Source organism: Nonomuraea sp. NPDC003754, from assembly GCF_053605785.1.
In genome coordinates, this window is record NZ_JBSGJX010000002.1 from 80,721 (window position 1) to 99,632 (window position 18,912).

19 protein-coding genes and 1 pseudogene are annotated in these 18,912 nt (G+C 71.8%); 8 read left to right on the forward strand and 12 right to left on the reverse strand.

The window, feature by feature from the left end; genetic code table 11:
* Positions 1-68 precede the first annotated feature (68 nt).
* Positions 69-1,085: a CPBP family glutamic-type intramembrane protease gene (locus ACWEVS_RS02975; protein WP_449917723.1), complete on the reverse strand. Its 1,017-nt coding sequence runs from the start codon at positions 1,083-1,085 to the stop codon at positions 69-71.
* A 96-nt stretch (positions 1,086-1,181) separates the two neighbouring features.
* Between ACWEVS_RS02975 and ACWEVS_RS02980 the strand changes: the two genes are divergently transcribed.
* A complete protein-coding gene (locus ACWEVS_RS02980; protein WP_452549642.1) occupies positions 1,182-1,847 on the forward strand; it encodes a hypothetical protein in 666 nt (221 codons plus the stop codon).
* Positions 1,844-2,383 carry a DUF6529 family protein gene (locus tag ACWEVS_RS02985; RefSeq protein ID WP_449917728.1) on the forward strand — a complete coding sequence of 180 codons (540 nt, stop codon included), beginning with the start codon at positions 1,844-1,846 and terminating at the stop codon, positions 2,381-2,383. Before ACWEVS_RS02980 ends, ACWEVS_RS02985 begins: the two co-directional genes overlap by 4 nt.
* Positions 2,384-2,388: 5 nt before the next feature.
* Here the strand turns inward: ACWEVS_RS02985 and ACWEVS_RS02990 are convergent, their stop codons facing one another.
* Together ACWEVS_RS02990 and uppS are read right to left on the reverse strand one after the other, a co-directional pair.
* Positions 2,389-3,327, reverse strand: a complete 939-nt coding sequence (locus ACWEVS_RS02990) for an HpcH/HpaI aldolase/citrate lyase family protein (RefSeq protein WP_354905872.1) — start codon at positions 3,325-3,327, stop codon at positions 2,389-2,391.
* Positions 3,328-3,475: 148 nt separating this feature from the next.
* Positions 3,476-4,230 (reverse strand): annotated as a pseudogene (gene uppS, locus ACWEVS_RS02995) (polyprenyl diphosphate synthase).
* 211 nt (positions 4,231-4,441) lie between these two features.
* Here uppS and ACWEVS_RS03000 point away from each other — a divergent pair.
* Together ACWEVS_RS03000 and ACWEVS_RS03005 are read left to right on the forward strand one after the other, a co-directional pair.
* Positions 4,442-4,792 carry a hypothetical protein gene (locus ACWEVS_RS03000; RefSeq protein ID WP_354905869.1) on the forward strand — a complete coding sequence of 117 codons (351 nt, stop codon included), beginning with the start codon at positions 4,442-4,444 and terminating at the stop codon, positions 4,790-4,792.
* A gap of 10 nt (positions 4,793-4,802) precedes the next feature.
* On the forward strand, positions 4,803-7,346 hold the full coding sequence (locus tag ACWEVS_RS03005) for a protein kinase domain-containing protein (protein WP_452549644.1): 2,544 nt from the start codon (positions 4,803-4,805) through the stop codon (positions 7,344-7,346).
* Between the two features lie 245 nt (positions 7,347-7,591).
* Here ACWEVS_RS03005 and ACWEVS_RS03010 read toward each other — a convergent pair whose 3' ends face one another.
* Positions 7,592-8,524: an EamA family transporter gene (locus ACWEVS_RS03010; protein ID WP_449917737.1), complete on the reverse strand. Its 933-nt coding sequence runs from the start codon at positions 8,522-8,524 to the stop codon at positions 7,592-7,594.
* 83 nt (positions 8,525-8,607) lie between these two features.
* On the opposite strand from ACWEVS_RS03010, the gene ACWEVS_RS03015 reads away from it, so the two are divergent.
* Complete coding sequence (locus tag ACWEVS_RS03015) at positions 8,608-9,822, forward strand: magnesium transporter MgtE N-terminal domain-containing protein (RefSeq protein ID WP_354905865.1); 1,215 nt, start codon at positions 8,608-8,610, stop codon at positions 9,820-9,822.
* Positions 9,812-10,279, forward strand: a complete 468-nt coding sequence (locus tag ACWEVS_RS03020; RefSeq protein ID WP_354905863.1) for a DUF1003 domain-containing protein — start codon at positions 9,812-9,814, stop codon at positions 10,277-10,279. The genes ACWEVS_RS03015 and ACWEVS_RS03020 overlap by 11 nt, the downstream gene beginning before the upstream one ends.
* Here ACWEVS_RS03020 and ACWEVS_RS03025 read toward each other — a convergent pair.
* Entirely contained in the window at positions 10,251-10,694 is a 444-nt protein-coding gene (locus ACWEVS_RS03025; RefSeq protein WP_354905861.1) for a MarR family winged helix-turn-helix transcriptional regulator, read from the reverse strand. The genes ACWEVS_RS03020 and ACWEVS_RS03025 overlap by 29 nt on opposite strands.
* A 92-nt stretch (positions 10,695-10,786) precedes the next feature.
* Here ACWEVS_RS03025 and ACWEVS_RS03030 point away from each other — a divergent pair, with 92 nt between their 5' ends.
* Positions 10,787-11,926: an Mrp/NBP35 family ATP-binding protein gene (locus ACWEVS_RS03030; RefSeq protein ID WP_354905859.1), complete on the forward strand. Its 1,140-nt coding sequence runs from the start codon at positions 10,787-10,789 to the stop codon at positions 11,924-11,926.
* A gap of 191 nt (positions 11,927-12,117) precedes the next feature.
* Here the strand turns inward: ACWEVS_RS03030 and ACWEVS_RS03035 are convergent, their stop codons facing one another.
* The 5 genes from ACWEVS_RS03035 to sigE form a co-directional block, all read right to left on the reverse strand.
* Positions 12,118-12,471 (reverse strand): sec-independent translocase, encoded by a 354-nt coding sequence (locus ACWEVS_RS03035; protein ID WP_354905858.1) that lies wholly within the window; start codon positions 12,469-12,471, stop codon positions 12,118-12,120.
* A 106-nt stretch (positions 12,472-12,577) separates the two neighbouring features.
* On the reverse strand, positions 12,578-14,023 hold the full coding sequence (locus ACWEVS_RS03040) for a S1C family serine protease (RefSeq protein WP_354905857.1): 1,446 nt from the start codon (positions 14,021-14,023) through the stop codon (positions 12,578-12,580).
* 72 nt (positions 14,024-14,095) lie between these two features.
* Positions 14,096-15,022 carry a sigma-E factor regulatory protein RseB domain-containing protein gene (locus ACWEVS_RS03045; RefSeq protein WP_452549646.1) on the reverse strand — a complete coding sequence of 309 codons (927 nt, stop codon included), beginning with the start codon at positions 15,020-15,022 and terminating at the stop codon, positions 14,096-14,098.
* Positions 15,023-15,057: 35 nt separating this feature from the next.
* On the reverse strand, positions 15,058-15,579 hold the full coding sequence (locus ACWEVS_RS03050) for an anti-sigma factor family protein (RefSeq protein ID WP_354905855.1): 522 nt from the start codon (positions 15,577-15,579) through the stop codon (positions 15,058-15,060).
* A gap of 1 nt (position 15,580) precedes the next feature.
* Positions 15,581-16,219: an RNA polymerase sigma factor SigE gene (gene sigE / locus ACWEVS_RS03055; protein WP_354905982.1), complete on the reverse strand. Its 639-nt coding sequence runs from the start codon at positions 16,217-16,219 to the stop codon at positions 15,581-15,583.
* A gap of 161 nt (positions 16,220-16,380) precedes the next feature.
* Between sigE and ACWEVS_RS03060 the strand changes: the two genes are divergently transcribed.
* Positions 16,381-17,019, forward strand: coding sequence for an O-methyltransferase (locus ACWEVS_RS03060; RefSeq protein ID WP_449917748.1), 639 nt, complete (start codon positions 16,381-16,383; stop codon positions 17,017-17,019).
* A 72-nt stretch (positions 17,020-17,091) separates the two neighbouring features.
* Here the strand turns inward: ACWEVS_RS03060 and ACWEVS_RS03065 are convergent, their stop codons facing one another.
* Both ACWEVS_RS03065 and ACWEVS_RS03070 read right to left on the reverse strand, forming a co-directional pair.
* Positions 17,092-18,492 (reverse strand): leucyl aminopeptidase family protein, encoded by a 1,401-nt coding sequence (locus tag ACWEVS_RS03065; protein WP_452549647.1) that lies wholly within the window; start codon positions 18,490-18,492, stop codon positions 17,092-17,094.
* A gap of 74 nt (positions 18,493-18,566) precedes the next feature.
* Complete coding sequence (locus ACWEVS_RS03070) at positions 18,567-18,734, reverse strand: DUF3117 domain-containing protein (RefSeq protein ID WP_020545024.1); 168 nt, start codon at positions 18,732-18,734, stop codon at positions 18,567-18,569.
* Positions 18,735-18,912: the final 178 nt, after the last annotated feature.

Below are 18,912 nucleotides of genomic sequence, written 5' to 3' on the forward strand. Positions count from 1 at the left end.
CACACCAGCACGCCCGCGCCGCGCTGACGAGACCTCTCTAGCGAGATTCGTGGAACCCCCGGCGTGGTTTAGGAAGAAACGGTGGCGATCGCCCGCTTTTTGGTCAGCCACAGCACGCCCAGGGCGAACACCGACAGCTGGACGACGGTCCCCGTCAACGACTGCCACGGCACGGAGCCCTGCCTCATGGCGTCCTCGAGATCTCCGGCAGCCGAGCTGAGCGAGAACGCGAACACGTTGTTCACCACGTGCATGGCGACCGGCGCCTCGATCCCGCCGGTCTTCACCGCCAGCCAGCCCATGACGACCCCGAAGCTGAACACGTCGAGGATGCCCCAGTCGGTGTAGGCGTGCAGCGCGGTGAAACCGGCCGACCCCAGCACGATGCCGGGCCACGGCGAGGTGACGTAGGCGCCGAAGGCCTGTAGGAGCCAGCCCCTGAAGATGTATTCCTCCGCCGCCGCCTGGAACGGCACCAGCAACAGGATCACCACGAACCCCGGCACGAACGCCGCCCAGCCCTTCCAGCCGAACAGGTCCGAGGTGTTCTGGCCGGTGACGGCGTAGGCGACGTAGAGCGCCCCCTGCCCGAGCACCAGCGCCGCCACGGCGACGCCCGTGCACCGCGCCAGCCACCCCCACCGCAGGCGCCCCACGACCGACGACAGCGTGCCGGGCGGCCTGCGCTGGAACAGCGCCACGGCCGCGTAGACCAGCGGGAGCACCCCGGCGATCGACAGCAGCGTGACGGCCAGCGTGAACACGGGGTCACCGAACAGCTGCTCCCCCGCCATCGGCGCCGGGATGCCGGCGATCACCGCCACGACGGTTCCGGCCACCACCACCAGCACCGCCACCCCGAAGAAGCACGCCGCCACGAACAGCGTGCCGACCACCTGGCGCCACCAGGCGTTCAGCGGGTTCCTCGCCAGGTGGTCGTACCTGGTGCCGGGCGGCGCCGGCACGAACCACGCCGGCTTGGGAGGCGGCGTGCCGTACATGGCCTGGGGGTATGGCCCAGGTTGGTACTGCGGGCCGTATGGCGGCTGCGCGCCGTAGGGAGCCGGAGGCTGGTTGTCGTGCATCCCTTCATTCTGTCCGGCGGATGCGCATTAGTTCACAGACAAGGCGCCAGGCGAGGCGGATTCTCGAAGAGAGACATCCGAATCTGGGGAGCACTCATGTCAAGGCTGGGGCCGTTCATCACCCTGGCGGCGGGCGCCGCGCTCGCCGTCGGCCTGGGGGTGGTCAGTAACGCGGGGGAGCCGGCGGACACGACGCCCGCGCCGGTCGCCGTGGCGACCGCCGTCTCGACCGCGTCCGCCACCCCCTCACCCTCGAGATCCGTACGGCCGGCGGCCGTCAAGGCCGACTACGCGGGCCGGGTACGGGACAACGGCGGGCTCGTCGCCGTCTCCGTCAGGGACGGCAAGGCCATCGGATACTTCTGCGACGGCATCACCGAGGCCTGGTTCGCCGGCAAGGCCGTCAACGGCCGGGTCACGCTGAAGGGCTTCAACGACGCCAGCCTCACGGCCGTCGTCGGCGGCGGCAAGGCGAAGGGCGAGCTGCGCTTCGGCGACAGGACGTTGAGCTTCTCCGCGTCCACGGTCAAGAAGCCCTCGGGGCTCTACCGGGCGACCGCCCTGGTGCGCGGCGCGCGCTACCGGGCCGGGTGGATCGTCCTGGCGCTCCCGGACGGCAAGGGCTTCACCCAGGTCGGAGCCATGGTCAGGGACGATCAGCCGGTGCCCGTGCCCACGTTGACACCGGGTCTGCCGGTCGCCATCGACGGCGCTGCCGTCACCCCGAAGGACGTCGACGGATTCATCGAGGAGATGCCATGACCTTCGCCACGGACAAGCGCACCGCCGTGGGCCTGCTGGTGCCGCTGCTGACCGGGGCGCTGGTCGCGGTCGCGCTCGGCGTCTACGGGCGCCTGCACACCCCCACCGGCTACGCGGTCGGGCCCGCCGGGTTCTCGGGGGCCCTGGCGATGAAGTCCTGGCTGACGACGGGCGTCTTCCTGCTGGCGATCGTCCAGGTGGTCTCGGCGCTGTCGATGTGGGGCAAGCTCGGCGTCAGCATCCCCGCCTGGGTGCACCGGTGGTCGGGACGGCTGGCGTTCGTGCTCAGCGTGCCGGTCGCCTTCCACTGCCTGTACGCGCTCGGCCTGCAGTTCGACGCGCCCCGCGTGCTGGTCCACTCGCTCCTCGGCTGCTTCTTCTACGGGGTGTTCGTGGCGAAGATGCTGGCGCTGCCGCGCAGGGGACTGCCGGGGTGGAGTCTGCCGGTGCTCGGCGGGACGGCGTTCGCGGCTCTGGTCGGGCTGTGGCTCACCTCGTCGTTCTGGTTCTTCACCGCGGTAGGCGTGACCTTCTGAACCGTTCAGGACCCGGGCGTGAAGGTGGTGGTGCGCCGGAGGCCCGCGGCCCTGCCCTTGGCGGCCACCACCAGCGCCATCTTGCGCGACGCCTCGTCGATCATCTCGTCGCCGAGCATCACCGCGCCCCGCCGCTCCACGGTCGTGTAGTACTCGTACGCCTCCAGGATCAGCTCGGCGTGGTCGTAGTCCTCCTGGGCCGGTGAGAACACCTCGTTGGCGGCCTCCACCTGCGACGGGTGCAACACCCACTTGCCGTCGAACCCCAGCGCCGCCGCCCTGCGCGCCACCCGCCGGTATCCCTCGACATCCCTGATCTGCAGGTACGGCCCGTCGATCACCTGGAGGTCGTGCGTCCGGGCGGCCATCAGCAGCCGCATCAGGATGTAGTGGTAGGCGTCGCCCTCGGTGTAGCCGGGCGGCTGCTCCCCCACGACCAGCGTCCGCATGTTGATCGAGGCCATGAAGTCGGCGGGCCCGAACACCAGCGTCTCCAGCCGCGGCGACGACCCGGCGATGGCGTCGGCGTTCACCAGGCCGCGCGCGTTCTCGATCTGCGCCTCGATGCCTATCCGGCCCACCTCGAAGCCCATCGTGCGCTCGATCTGGGTGAGGAGGGTGTCGAGCCACAGCACCTGGGTCGGGTCCTGCACCTTCGGCAGCATCACGCAGTCGAGGAACTCCCCCGCGCCCTCCACGACCTCGATCACGTCGCGGTAGGTCCACTGGGTGGTGAGGTCGTTCACCCTGACGACGCGCACCTTGCCGCCCCAGTCGCCCTCACGCAGGGCCGCCACGACGTTCTTGCGCGCCTCCTCCTTGGCCAGGGGGGCGACCGAGTCCTCGAGATCCAGGAAGACCTCGTCGGCGGGGAGGGTCTGGGCCTTCTCGAGGAAGCGCGGGTTGGATCCCGGGACCGCGAGGCAGGAACGGCGTGAGCGCATGCCCAAACGCTAGCGTCGCGCCACGCGGGAGGGGAGCCTGGGTCGTTCTATCGCGCCCATGCATGGCGCGTGGGTGCGACCGGGTCAGCGGTGGCGGGCGGCGTAGGAGCGGAGCGCCCGCAGGAAACGGAGCGTGGGTGCGACCGGGTCAGCGGTGGCGGGCGGCGTATGAGCGGAGCGCCCGGAGGAAGTCGACATGGCGGAACCCGGGCCAGTACGCCTCGCAGAAGTGGAGCCGTGCCGAGGCCGCCTGCCAGATCAGGAACCCCGACAGCCGCTGCTCCCCGCTCGTCCTGACGATGAGGTCGGGGTCGGGGCGGCCCGCGGTGTAGAGGTGGGCGGCGATGTCGTCGGCGGTGATCGTGCGGGCGAGCTCGGCGATGGGCACGCCCGCGGCGGCCCGGTCGGTCAGCAGGGACCGCAGCGCGTCGACCACCTCCTGGCGTCCGTCGTAGCCGATGGCGACGGTCAGGTCGAAGCCCGCCCTGTCACGGGTGTGGTCCATGGCGAGCTTGAGCGCGTGGGCGGTGGAGTCGGGCAGCTCGTCGAGCCGTCCCGCCACGTGGAGCCGCCAGCGCGTGGCCGAGTGGATCAGCCGCCCGGCGATGATCTCCTCGATCAGCCGCATGTGAAGGCGACCTGGCGGGACTCGCGCTTGCGGACGTTGTCCGCGGAGGCGACGTAGATCGTGACATGCCTGATGCCGAGGTCGGCGCACCAGCCGAGCACGGTCTCGATGTGCTCGACGCCGTGGCGGTGCCCGTGGCTCGGGCTCTCGAGGCCCATCTCCTCGGCCCACCTTCTGTTGCCGTCCATCACCAGCGCGACATGGGCGGGGAGCGGACCCTTCAGCACCTGGGAGCGCAGATAGCGGGTATAGGCGGCGTGCAGCACGCCCAGCACCCTAGTCCCGTTGCACGGGCGACGTTGCGGACGCCCGCCACGTCCTGCTGGAGTGGCGTGGTGTGACGGGCGCCGGCCACGTGACCACGGTGGCGCCGGGGCGGCTTGCCGTACGGGCAGGAGCGCGGGCGGCCGGGGGACGAGCGGGCGGGCCGGGGACGAGCTGCGCCGACCGGAGACAGGTACGGCCTGACCAGGAGGGGAGACGGGCATGGGAGCGATCGAGGAGGGCGCGAAGAAGTCCGGAGTGTTGTGGGTGCACCTGGATCGGCCACGCCTGGCATGGCATGTCTGGCACGATGGGGCGATCTATCTAGTTACTGGCAGCGGGGAACAAAATCTGCCCGGACTGGATCAAAAGGACAGCGTGCGAGTAACGCTGAGGAGCAAGGACAACGGGGCGGAGCTGGTGGTGTTCGACGCGCGAGTCGAGGTGGTGGATCAGACACAGGCGGCCGACGCCGTGGCCGCGCTGGCGAAGGAGCGGCTCAACGCGCCCGACGCGGCCGGGCTGGCCGACCGATGGGCGGATACCGCCACCGTTCTTCGACTTACCCCATAAGGTGCTATAAGTGCAGGAACTACAGCCCCTCCTGGCCCATGAGGCCGCTCGTGTGGGCGACTACGAGCTGCTCGGCCGGTTGGGCGAAGGCGGCCAGGGGGTCGTCTATCTGGGCAGGTCGTCCTCGGGCGAGCGCGTGGCCGTCAAGATGCTGCATGCCCGGTTCTCGGGCGACGTCACCGCCCGCGACCGTTTCCTGCGGGAGGTGGCCGCGGCCAGGAAGGTCGCGGAGTTCTCCACCGCGAGGGTGCTCGACGCCTCCACCGAGGGCGACCGGCCGTTCATCGTCAGCGAGTACGTGGAAGGCGTCTCCCTCGACCAGCTGGTCAGGGAGAACGGCCCGCGACCCGCGGGAGCCCTCGAACGGCTGGCGGTGGGCACGATGGCGGCCCTGGCCGCCATCCACCGGGCCGACGTCGTGCACCGCGACTTCAAGCCGAGCAACGTGCTGCTCGGTCTCGACGGCGCCAGGGTCATCGACTTCGGCATCGCCAAGGCGCTGGACGCGACGACGGCCAGCGCGAGCGGCCTGATCGGCACCCCCGCCTACATGTCGCCCGAGCAGATCTCGGGCGAGGCCGTCGGCCCCGCCTCGGACCTGTTCGCGTGGGCGGTGACGATGGTGTTCGCGGCGACGGGGCGCCTGGCGTTCGGCGGCGACACCGTGCCGGCGATCTTCCACCGGATCCTCACCAAGGAGCCCGAGCTGCCCGAGCTGGACGAGCCGCTCGGCTCGCTGGTCAGGGGCTGCCTGGCGAAGGATCCGTCGGCGCGCCCGACCGCTCAGGAGGCGCTGCTGCGCCTCGTGCGCCACCAGCCCGACGTACGGCCCGCACCGGCCGCGCAGGCGCCGTTCCCGCCGTCCGCCGGGCCGGCGACGCGTCCTGAGGGCGTGCTCCCGCGGACGTTGGTCGAGACCGCGACCGAGATGGAGCCGGCACACCCCGGCAGAGCCGCCGAGCGGAGCGCACCGGAACCCGCGAGCGGGACAGCACAGCCAAGCGGGGCAGCACACCCGAGCGGGACGGCAGGTCCGAGCGGGACGGCCCGGCTCGGCGAGCCCGTACTCCCGGCCGACGCCGCGCACTCACACGAGGCCGCGCAGTATGAAGCCGCGCAGCACGAGCACGCACAGCACGCGGCCGGGCACCCGCATCAGGCCGCGCACCCGCACGAGGCCGCGCCCTCGGGTGGGTCCGCGCACCCGAATGAGGCGTCCTCGAACGAGGCCGCGTCCTCGGACCCGGCCGGGCGACCGCCGAGGAAGGCCGAGCCCCCGAGGCGATCCACGCCGCCCGGGGAAGCGCCGCACTCCGAGGAGGCCCCGCCCCGTGGCGAGACCGCACCACCCGGGCACGCGGCACCCGGCGGCTCAGCCGTACCCGGGCACGCGGCACCCGCCGTGGACGCGGCGTCCGGGCCTGCCACCCCGCCCGGGCAGCCGCCCTCCCCCGGCCGGGCGGCTCCGGCGGACACCCCAGCGCGCCCCGGCCAGCCAGCCCCACCCAACGGTGAGGCCGGCTCAGGGCACGCGACCCCATCCGGCCCCGGACACGGAACGCCACCCCATGGCCCCGCGCCGGCAGCCGGGCACGGAACCCCGCCCGGCGGTCCCGGGCACGGAACCCCGTCTGGCGGCCCTGGGCACGGAACGCCGCCCGGCGGCTCGGCGTCACCTGGACGCGCGGGGCAGGGGGCCGAGGAGGGCTCGGCGCCGAGGAAGGCGGCGGGGACGGCCCGGCGGAAGAGAACCGGGAGCCGCAGGAACACCCCCGACGAAGCGACGGCGGCCCTCCAGGCGGTGGGCGACGCCGCCACCGACCCCGGCATCCCGCCTGCCCGCCGCGCCATGCCCGCGATGCCCGGCAAGCGGGGGAGGACGCGCCGCCGGGAGGACACCGCGCCGGTCGAGCCGGTCCCGACCGCTCTCCTGCCCGAGCTGAACGCCGCGCGTCCGACGCTCACCCGGAAGCGGCGGCGGCTGCGCCCCGCCCTCCTGATGGCCACCGGGGCCGTCCTCGCCGGGCTGTCCGCGGTGGTGATCATGCCGAACCTCATGTCGAGCTCGGGGAATGGCGGCGGCTCATCCGTGCGGCAGCAGTACGTCGACCCCGGCCCGATCACCGGCCAGGTCGAGGATCCGCCCGTCAAGCAGACCACCAAGGCCAAGGCGAGGGCGACCGTGACCCTTCCCGCGCTGGAGGGCTGGCACATCGACGACGCCGTCGCGGAGCTGGAGGACCTCGGCCTGGCGGTCAGGCTGAAGAGCGTGCCCGACGAGGAGGCGGCGATGGACATCGTGATCTCGACATCGCCCGCCTCGGGCCGCCGCCTGGCCAAGGGCAGCACCGTGACGATCGTCGTGTCGGCCGGCCCGGAAGGGGAGCAGGCCGTCGACCCGTCGCAGAGCCCCACCACCGACCCCGGCGATTCGGGCGAGCAGGAGCCTGAGCCGACGGAGGAGTCGACGCCCGAGCCGCAGAATCCGACGCCCACGACGGCTGAGGAGTCCCCCAGCCCCGAGCCCGAGCTGACCGAGCTCAAGGGCGGCTGAGCCCTGTCCCCGCCCGCGCTCCCGCGGGCGGGGACCCGCCCCAGCCGTCCCGGGAGCTGACGGAGCGCGGCCGCCCCGGGAGCGGCCGAGCGCCCGTGGGACGACCCGTCCACAGCCGCCGGCAGCGGCCGACCACCCAGCCCGCCGTAAGCCCCGTCCACACCCCGGGAGCGGCCGGTCGCCCCGTCCACAGCCCTCAGGAGCCGAGGGAGGCCCTGGCAGGGCCGGCCGAGCGTCAGGGAAGCTCAGACGTGGCTGAGCTCGCGCACCGGCTCGACGGCGGGCTGGGCGGTCGCGGTCTGCGCCAGCAGCGCGCCGCTGATCACGATGAGGCCGCCGACGATCTGGTAGCCGCCGAGCGACTCTCCCACCAGCGCCCACGCCACCACGGCGCCGCCGATCACCTCCAGCGAGGCGACGGTCGCGCCCACGGCGGCCGACAGCCGGCGCACCGCGTTGACGCCGAGGATGTAGGCGACGACGGTCGCCACGACGACCATCCACAGGTAGGCGCCGAGCACGGGCAGCGTGTGCCCGCCGAGGGTGGCCTCGGTCGTGAACACCTCCCACGGGATGTTCCAGGGCCGCGAGAACGGCAGCAGCACGACGGCCGCCCCGATCATGCCCCAGGCGATCAGCCCGAGCGGGTCGACGTCGTCCCCGAAGCTGTCGCTCATCAGGAAGTAGCCGGCGCAGCAGGCGCCCGCCGCGAGGCCGAGCAGCAGACCGACGGCGTCGATCCGCATGCCCTGCCACGCCTCGACCACGATGGCCAGCCCGGCGACCGCGACCACCGCGCCGACGAACGCAGCCCGCGGCAGCCGTACTTTGCGGACGAACCGCACCCACAGCACCACCATCACCGGCGCCATGAACTCCAGCAGCAACGCGATCCCCACCGGCAGCCTCGTGATGGCCACGAAGTACAGCGACTGCACGCCGGCCACCGCCATGACCGCGTAGGCGCCGAAGAACGGCAGCCTGGAGCGCGGGATGCGCAGCGCCCGCGGTTTGACCACCGCGAGTACGGCCAGCAACAACAGCCCCGCGCCCGCCATGCGGGCCCACACGGCCTCCAGCGGCGCCAGTCCCGCGGCGCCCAGGAACTTGGCCATCGGCCCTGAGAAGGCAAAACACCATGAGGAGACGAACGCGATCGCCAGTCCTGCATGCTTCATCTGTCACCACCAATAGTAGGTTTTGATACTTACATGCCGGTCGCGGCGGAGGCAATGCCTCGGGCCCGGATACCCTGAGTAACGTGAGGATCTTCGTTGCCCGGCTGTCGGGCACCGCGGTCTTCGATCCGGCCGGCGACCAGATCGGCCGCATCAGGGACGTCGTCGCGGGGGTGCGCCCCGGGCAGCCGCCACGCGTCCACGGCATGGTGGTGGAGATCCAGCCCCGCCGCCGGGTGTTCCTGCCCATCACCCGGGTCCGCGGCATCGAGGCCGGCGCGGTGATCTTCACGGGCCGGCTGAACATGCGCAGGTTCGAGCAGCGCCCCACCGAGACCCTCGTCCTCGGCGAGATGCTCGACCTGCGGGTCGAGGTGGACGGCGAGCCGATGACCGTCCACGACCTCGCCATGGAGGAGGTACGGCCGGCCATCTGGGAGATCACCAAGGTGGCGGTCGTCGGACGGAAGCGGCGCGACGCCAGGGTCGTCGACTGGCGAGACGTGTCCGGCTTCGACACCCTCCAGCACGACCAGGGCGCGGCGCGCCTCATCGCCGCCTTCGAGTCCATGCGGGCCGCCGACCTCGCCAACGCCCTGCACTCCCTGCCCGGCAAGCGGCGCATCGAGGTCGCCGCGGCGCTCGACGACGAGCGTCTCGCCGACGTCCTGGAGGAGCTGCCGCTGCGCGACCAGATGGGCATCCTGGGCACCCTCGCGCCCGAACGGGCCGCCGACGTCCTGGAGGAGATGGACCCTGACGACGCCGCCGACCTGCTGCAGGACCTACCGGAAGGGCAGTCCGCGCGGCTGCTGGCGCTGATGGAACCGCAAGACGCGGCACCGGTGCGCAGGCTGCTGTCCTACGGCGAGAACACGGCGGGCGGCATGATGACCACCGATCCGGTGATCCTGCCGCCCAGCGCCACCATCGCCGAGGCGCTGGCGCAGATCAGGCAGAAGGACCTGTCCCCCGCGGTGGCCGCGCAGGTCTTCGTCACGCGCGCGCCGAACGAGACGCCCACCGGCACCTACCTGGGTGTCACCCACTTCCAGCGGCTGCTGCGCGACCCGCCGTCCACGCTGCTCGGCGCGGTCATCGACGCCTCGCTCGACCCGATCAGGCCCGACCTGCCGCTGCCCGAGGTCACCTCCTACCTGGCCACCTACAACCTCGTGGCCGCGCCGGTCGTCGACGAGCTCGGCCAGCTCGTGGGCGCGGTCACCGTCGACGACGTTCTTGACCACCTGCTGCCAGAGGACTGGCGCTACACCGAGGACTGGCGCGATGGCGATTGACCGGCTCGACCAACCGCGGGAGTTCAGACGCCGCTTCCGCCCCCACTACGATCCCGAGGCGTTCGGCAGGCTGTCGGAGGAGATCGCCCGCTTCATCGGCACCGCCCGGTTCCTCGTCTACATGACGGTCTTCGTGGTGCTGTGGGTGGGCTGGAACGTCCTGGCCCCTGACGAGCTGGTGTTCGACTCCTACCCGTTCATCTTCCTGACGCTGATGCTCTCGCTCCAGGCCTCCTACGCGGCGCCGCTGATCCTGCTGGCGCAGAACCGCCAGGACGACCGCGACCGCGTGCAGTACGAGCAGGACCGGATGGCCGACGAGCGCACCCAGGCCGACCTGGAGTACCTGACCCGCGAGATCGCGGGACTGCGCATGGCCATGGGCGAGGTCGTCACCCGCGACTTCCTCCGCTCGGAGCTGCAGCGCCTCAGCGAGGAGCGACCAGGATCTTCGTGAGCATGGCCGTGCACTGGGCGAGCTCCTCGGGCTCCAGCACGTCGAGGAACTCGGCGCGGATGCCGCCCAGGTAGGTGGGCGTGGCCTCGGCCAGCCGTACGGCACCGGCCTCGGTCAGCACCGCGAACAGGCCGCGCGCGTCGTCGGCGCACGCCTCGCGCTGGACCAGCCCCTCGCGCTGCAGCCGGTCGATGAGGCGGGTCAGGCCGCTGCGCGACAGCAGGACCCGGTCGGCCAGGTCGTTCATCCGCAGCCGCCGTCCCGCCGCCTCGGAGAGCTGGAGCAGCACGTCGTAGGAGGCCAGCGGCAGGTCGTGGGCGGCGAGCAGCTCGGTCTCCAGGCGGCGGGTGATGCGCACCTGGGCCCGCTGCATCATGCGCCAGACGGCCGACTCCTGCGGCGAGATCCCCACCATGGCGGCATCCTACTGAGAAGAGCGGTGACGATCGGGGACCCAGATCGGCCCCTTCGTTCGGCATACCCTGTCTGGGTTCATACCATGGACTCATGGCACCTTCCCCGGAACAGGTGACAGCCGCGCTCGCCACGGTCAACGACCCCGAGATCCGCCGGCCGATCACCGACCTCGACATGGTCAAGAGCATCGACATCTCCCCCACGGGCGAGGTCGTCGTGGGCATCTACCTGACGGTGGCGGGGTGTCCGTTGAAAGACACGATCACCCGCGACGTCACCGCCGCCGTCTCCCGGCTCGACGGCGTCTCCGCCGTGCGCGTCGACCTCGACGTGATGAGCCAGCAGCAGCGCAAGGACCTGCAGACCAAGCTGCGCGGCAACCGGGCTCCCGAGAAGGAGATCCCGTTCAACCAGCCGGGCTCGCTGACCCGCGTGTTCGCGGTGGCCAGCGGCAAGGGCGGCGTCGGCAAGTCGTCGGTGACCGTCAACCTGGCGGCCGCGATGACGGCCCAGGGCCTCAAGGTGGGCATCGTCGACGCCGACATCTACGGCCACAGCATCCCGCGCATGCTCGGCGCGTCGGAGCGGCCCACCAAGGTCGAGGACATGATCATGCCGCCGGTGGCGCATGACATCAAGGTCATCTCGGTCGGGATGTTCAAGCCCGAGGGCAACTCGCCGGTGGTCTGGCGCGGGCCGATGCTCGACCGCGCGCTGCACCAGTTCCTGGCCGACGTCTACTGGGGCGACCTCGACGTCCTGCTGCTCGACCTGCCGCCGGGCACCGGCGACATCGCGATCTCGGTCGCGCAGCGCCTGCCCGGCGCGGAGATCCTGGTCGTCACGACGCCGCAGATGGCCGCGGCCGAGGTGGCCGAGCGCGCCGGCAGCATCGCCGCGCAGACGCACCAGCAGATCGCCGGCGTCATCGAGAACATGGCGTGGCTGCCCTGCCCCCACTGTGACGAGAAGATCAACGTCTTCGGTGAGGGCGGCGGACAGATCGTCGCCGACGCGCTGACGCGCACGCTGGGCGCGAGGGTGCCGCTGCTCGGTCAGGTGCCGCTCGACACGCGGCTGCGCGAGGGCGGCGACGAGGGCAAGCCGCTGGTGCTGACCGACCCCGACGCTCCCGCGGCGGCCGAGCTGCGCCGCATCGCCGCGCAGCTGTCGAAGCGCTCCTCCAGCATCAAGGGCCTGCAGCTGGGCCTGTCACCCTCGGGTCGCTGACCGCCGCCCGTACGGCACGCCCACGACAGCCCACCGTGGTCACCGCTCGCCGCCCGTCCTTCACGGCACTCGGGCGGCGAGGGTGACCACCGAGACGTGACGGCCGCCTCAGGTGGCCCCGAAGTCTCAAGGTGGCCCCGAAGCGGCCCCGGAGCCCGAGGCGGCCCCGCAGTCTCAGGTGGCCCGGAGCCTCAGGTGGCCTCGGAGTCGTAGGGGGGCAGCTCGCCGTACCCGAGCTCGGAGACGGGCTCGACGGTGACGGACACGGGCTCGATCGCGGCGGGCCGGTCCTTCCACGCGTCCTCGACGTCGTCCAGCAGATGCTTGCGGACGAAGTTCTTCGGGTTGAGGTCGGCGGGGTCGAAGTCCGCGAACTCCGGGCCGAGGCCGGATCTCAGGTCGTCGCGCGCGCTGGTGGCCATGCGCCGCAGGTTGCGCAGCGTCTTGCCAGCCTGCGCGGCCGCCTGCGGCAGCTTGTCAGGACCGAAGACCAGGAGCGCGATCACGACGAGCGCTCCGACCTCCATCCAACCGAGTCCGAACACCGCAAGCTCCTACACTGTGCAACCGGGGCCAGGGGACGATCCGGGCCAGTTCCAGACTAAGGGCTCGCCCGGGCGATGGAGCACCCGAGCCCGGGCGAGGTCACCGTCAGGAGGGTCGCGGCGTGGGCTCCGGCTCGGCGGTGACGACGAGGGTGGCCATCCGCTCCTCGCCGCCGCGCTTGTACTTGATGGAGATCTTCGAGTTCGGGGCCTTGCCGCGGATCAGCGAGATGAGCTCGGTGCTGTCCTGGATGCGCAGGCCGTCGATCTCGAGGATGACGTCGCCGGCCTTCAGGCCCGCCTTGCCCGCGGGACCGTCGGCCTCGACCGGCTGGCGGCCCTGGGTGGGCTGGGAGGCGATGCGCACGCCCTCACCGCGGTAGCCCGAGTCGACCACGATGCCGATCTTGACCCGCTTGGCCGAGCCGGTGGTGATGATCTCCTGGGCGACGCGCCTGGCCTGGTTGATCGGGATCGCGAAGCCGAGGCCGATGCTGCCGCTCTGGCTGGAGACCGCCCGGCTGAGCGTGGCGATCGCGGAGTTGACGCCGACGACCTCACCCTTGGCGTTCACCAGCGGCCCGCCCGAGTTGCCGGGGTTGATGGCGGCGTCGGTCTGGATGGCGCTGATGTAGGCGGGGTCGGGGTCGTTGTCCTCGCCGGCCACGACGGGCCGGTTGAGCGAGCTCACGATGCCGGTGGTGACGGTGCCGGTGAGGCCGAGCGGCGAGCCGATGGCGATGACGGGGTCGCCGACGACGACCTGGTCGGAGTTGCCGAGCGTGATCTCCGGCGTGCCGAAGGTCTCCTCGGGCTTGACCACGGCCAGGTCGGAGCCGGGGTCACGGCCGACGATGCGCCCGCTGGTGCTCTTGCGGTTGTTGAATACGATCTTGATGGCGCCGCCCTGGGCGGCCACCGCGACGACGTGGTTGTTGGTGACCACGTAGCCGCCCTTGATCAGGAAGCCGGAGCCGGTTCCCGCGTCGCTGTTGCCCTCGACCTCGAGGGAGACCACGCTGGGCAGCACCCGCGAGGCCACTCCCGCGATCGAGTCGGCCGCCCTGCTGGTGTCGCCGGACGGCGCGGGCCCGAGCGAGTAGGACGGGTCGGTGCCCGAGCTGCCCTGCCTGGTGAGCAGGTAGGTGCCGACGCTGCCCATGATCGAGGCGAGCAGCGCGATCACCACGGCCAGCGCGACCAGCACTCCGATGCCCGGCCCCCGGCGCGCGGCCGCGGCCCCGCCGTCGGCGGGCGTGGGCGGCGGCCCCCATCCGTGACCCATGCCGACCGCCTGCGTGGGCGGGGGCGGCAGCGAAGGACCGTGATCGGGGGCGCCGAACACGGCCGTGTCGTTGGCGGCCGGTCGTCCCGACGGATCGCCCCAGCCCGTGCCGTACGGCTGGGCGGGCTGCTCGGCGTGCTCCCAGCCGAGCTGCTCCGTCCTCGCGCTGTCCCATCCCTCCTGGGCGGGCAGGAAGTCGGGCCGTCCCTGGGGCTCGGCGAGGTCCGACGGCGTGCGTCCGTCCATGGGGCGCGTCTCGTCGGTCATCTAGTCTCACCACTCCTTGTTCGGACACCGTCATCTTCCCGCTTACGGTGTACGAGAGTTGTTACGCGAGCGTCAAGCGAACGGGTTGACCCAGGAAAGCACACGGTGGGCGCCCCGGGCGAACCGCTGCCAGAAGCCAGGCTCCGCCTCGTGCGGCAGCCCCCGGACGGCGGCCTCGACCACGTCCGCGGGAGCGTCGGCGACGACGGTGTAGACATGGCCTCCACTCGCCCAGATCATCTCCCGTCCTGCAGCGTCCCGGATCCAGATCGTATTCCCGTCGCGAGACCGGCTACGCCAGCCCGCCAGCCGCTCCTCGTCCAGGGTGCCCCGCTGCACGAACACCGAGACAACGGACACCCCATCCGAGTATCCCAGCTTCAGGTAGCCGTCGTTCTCGGCGGCATGGGCGAGCTCGAAACCGCCGGGCAGAACGCTGGGCAGGCTCCAGCCCCGCGCCCTCAGGGCGGTGAGAGTCCCGGAGCCGAGCGCCGTCCGGGCGAGCGGGGCGGACTGCGCCATGGGAAGCGGCGCGGGGATCGTCACGTCGACGAACGCCTCGGCCATCGCCACCCTGCCGCGGCCGTCCAGCACCTCGCGCCGCAGCGGGACACCGCTGGCCGCGTCGACCCAGAACCGCGCGGCCGGGCGCCCGTCGTGCCGGAGCGCCTGGATCACGCGGGCCGTCCTGCCGCACGCGCTCCCGGCCGGCGCCTCGACCACCCGGTAGTTGGCGGCGAGCGCGCGCAGCATCCCGTCGGAGGGGGCCAGCAGGCCGCCCGCGGGTGTCCCAGGGTCGGCGGCGCGCCGGTCGACCGTCATCCCGGTCCCGGGGCTGTTGCGTACGGCGAGCACCGCGCCGGACGTGCTGACCAGCGTCCCCTCGTACGGCTGGCCCCTCGCGGCCATCGCCGACCGTCTGAGCAGCGACAGACCCGTGTCCTCGTTCTCGGACCCGTCGGGCACGGCGTGGACCGCGCCCGGCAGGCCGACTGCCATAGGCAGCGCCAGGGTGAGGACGGCGGGCAGCCGTCTCACGGGGTGGCGGAGGGCGGGTTGCCGTAGGGGGCCGTGGTCTTGTGGACCTGCTTGAACACCTCGACCGGAGGGGAGACGGACGGGCCCTGGTCCTGGCCCGCGACCACGAACAGGGTGCCGAGCGCGACCGCCGCGGAGACGACGCCTACGGCCACGTAGGCCGGACGCCTGCGGGACCGTCCGGGCCGCGACGAAGCGCCCGAGGCGCCGCGAGGCCGGTTGTCGGGCGGAGCGATGCTGCGCGGGCCGGGAAGCGGAACACCGCCGAAGGTGGGAAAGGGCCGCTCCCTGGGCGGCACCGGGTCGCCAGGCTCACCCATTCGCAGCAGAGACATCGTGAGGTCGGCCGGCATCGGAGGGCCTTCGAGCGACCGCAGGCGCGACTTCAGCGCCCGCATCGACTCGACCTCCCTCCTGCAGTCGGCGCAGAAGGCCAGGTGGGCAAGGGCGCGTTCACGCTCGGCGTGGCGCAGCTCGCCGTCCACCAGCGCGGATACGCGCTCTCCAAGGTGCGACATATCAGACTTCCTCCCCACGGGTCACGGTCGGGGGGAGTTCAGAACCACGGGGCGCCCTGTGCTCCAGAGCCTCCCGCAGCTGTGCCCGGCCACGGTGAATCCTGCTTCTGACCGTGCCAAGCTTCACGCCGAGCGTGGCCGCGATCTCCTCGTACGACAGGCCTTCGATGTCACACAGCACGACCGCCGCCCTGAACTCCGGGGCCAGGGAGTCGAGCGCCGCCTGGATGTCCGGCTCCATGTGGGCGTCGTCCCACGCCTGGGCGGGTGAGGGCTCGCGACCCTGCAGCCGCTCGGCCGCGTCGTCGCCCAGCCCCTCGAAGCGGATCCGCTGCCTCCTGCGCGCCATGTCGAGGAACAGGTTCGTGGTGATCCTGTGCAACCAGCCCTCGAAAGTGCCGGGTGTGTAGCTCGACAGCGACCTGAAGACCCGGACGAAGACCTCTTGGGTGAGGTCTTCCGCGTCGTGCACGTTGCCGGTCAACCTGTACGCAAGCCGATACACGCGCGCGGAGTGCGTCCGCACCACTTCCTCCCAGGTGGGAGGAGTCCACTCAGACACATCTGACACGTGAGGACCGGCCTGGTGGTCGCTTCCGTCCACCAGCACTCCTCTCTCTGGGACCACCGCTACCGTCATAGTGCCTGGTTTCGTCCCTTCGTGCGCACTGCCTGCCTTCAGGACCGGCAAAGCCCGTTTAAACCTGCAACGCGTTGGGCGCGACCAGAGTTCCCGTCCTGGCGTGTCTCCCCTAGGCTGCGATCGGTGACCAATTGCACGGAAGTGGGGAGGAGAGGCCGATGACCAGCCCGGTAGAGGCCACTCTGGCCTATGCGGAGCAGTTCCATCAGGAAGACGAGATTCTGCACGCGGCGCGGCAGCGCGGCCATGAGATGGGTGCGCCGCCCATCCTTCCCGGAGGCGGTGCCGCGCTGTGCTTCCTGGCCACCGTGCTCAACGCGCGCGCCGTGGTGGAGATCGGCACCGGGTGCGGGGTGTCGGGGCTGTGGCTGCTGCGCGGCATGCGCGCCGACGGCACCCTCACGAGCGTGGACGTCGAGCCCGAGCACCAGCGCCTGGCCCGGCAGAGTTTCGCCGACGCCGGATTCTCCGGCGGCCGGATCAGATTGATCGCCGGGCGCGCGCTCGACGTGCTGCCCAGGCTGTCGGACGGCGGCTATGACATGGTGTTCGCCGACGCGGCCAAGCAGGAGTACGCCGACTATCTGGCCGAGGCGGTGCGGTTGCTGCGGGTGGGCGGGATCGTGGCCTTCGACAACGCGCTGTGGCACAACAGGGTCGCCGACCCCTCCCAGCGCGACCCCGACACGGTCGCGGTACGCGAGCTGGGCAAGCTCGTGCAGGGCGACGACCGGCTGCGATCGGTGATGATCCCGCTCGGCGACGGCCTGCTGGCCGCCGTCAAGGTCTCCGCCTGACCGGCCGGCCATCGCCGGCCCCGGACAACGATCCGGTGGACGTCACCGCCCACCGGATCGGCGCGCGGCGGCTCAGGAGCGGGTGAGCCAGTCGAGCAGGACGCGGACGCCGAAGCCCGTGGCGCCCTTCGTCAGCGTGCCCTCGTCGACCGTGCTGCGACCCACGCCCGCGATGTCCAGATGCGCCCACGGACGCTTGCCGGTGAACTCCCGCAGGAACAGCGCGGCGGTGATCGAGCCGGCGCCGTAGCGCCCGCCCACGTCGGCGTTCTGCATGTCCGCGATGGGCGAGTCGAGGGCCGGGCGGTAGTCCTCGATCAGCGGCATCCGCCACAACCGGTCGTCGCTCCTGGCGCCCGCCTCGACCAGCTCGTCGGCCAGCTCGTCGGCGGAGGAGTAGACGGCGCCGATGCTCCGCCCTAGGGCGACGCTGATCGCCCCGGTGAGGGTGGCGATGTCGACCATCGCGTCGGGGTCGAGCACGGCGTCGGCGTAGGCGAGCGCGTCGGCGAGCACCAGGCGCCCCTCGGCGTCGGTGTTGGTCACCTCAACGGTCGTGCCGCCGTAGTGCGTGATGACGTCGCTGGGCCGCTGGGCGCTGCCGGACGGCATGTTCTCGGCCGCGGCGATCAGGCCGGTGACCCGCACCCGCGAGCCCATGGCGGCCAGCGCGCCCATGACCGCGATGACCACCGCGCCGCCGGCCATGTCGGTCTTCTGGGTCTTCATGTTGTCGGTCGGCTTGAGCGACAGGCCGCCCGAGTCGAACGTGATGCCCTTGCCGACCAGCACGACGTGCCGCTCGGCGCCCTCAGGGGTGTAGGAGAGCTGGATCAGCCGGGGCGGGTGGACCGAGCCCTGGCCGACGGCCAGGATGCCGCCGAAACCGTCGGCGCGCAGCGCGTCCTCTTCCCAGACCTTGGCCTCCAGGCCGGTGGCGGCGGCCTGCTCGGCCAGCCAGGCGGGGTTCTTGGTCGAGGAGGGGGTGTTGGTCAGGTCGCGGGCCAGCGCGACGGCCTGCGCCACGGCCTCGCCGCGCCGTACGGCCGGCTCGTCGGCGCCGGCCAGGGTGAGGGCGGCGACGGGCGGGGTGCCCTGGCCGCCGATCTTGAAGGTGTAGGCCGCCAGCAGGGCGGCCTCGGCGAAGACGGCGGCGTCGCAGGGCGGGAGCACGACGGTCAGCTCCTGCTTGCCTCTGGCCCTGCGCGTCAGGCCGGCGGCCGCCTTGCGCAGGGCACGCGGCGAGCCGTCGCCGACGCCGTACAGAAGGACCCTTCCCACCGCGTCGCCGCGCGTGACCGGGACCTCGACGATCTCGCCCGCCTCACCCTTGGCCTCGTAGTGCGCCAGCAGCGCGGCCACCGGCACGGGCAGCTCGACCTTGGGGTTCAGCTCCGCGTCGTAGGGGAGGGCGAGCAGTGCGGCGTCGGCGGGCGCTTCGGGGAGCACGGACACCGTCGTCTGGATGGGCACGGGATAGTCTCCAAACGTGATCGGCCCCGGCGGAGGGTACGCCAGGGCCGTTCGATCAGGTGGTTGAGCCGGCGTCAGCCGACCACGTTCTTCAGCGCTTCGCCGAGCGCCTTCGCCTCGTCGGCCGAAATCTCCACGACGAGCCGGCCGCCACCTTCGAGCGGGACCCGCATGACAATGCCGCGCCCTTCCTTGGTGACCTCCAGCGGACCATCGCCGGTCCGCGGCTTCATCGCCGCCATGCGTGTATCCCTTCCTGCCATGGACTCCGCGGTTGCGATCAACGACCGCCCCGGTGGGTGGCCGACGCATTCACGTCTTCTGTGATGTCCTATTCTCCCGCATCGGAGTGCCAAATGGGTAACGATCTCCTCCCAGCATCCGTTGTCCAGGGTCGCGAAGCCGTCCAAACTGGTGCTC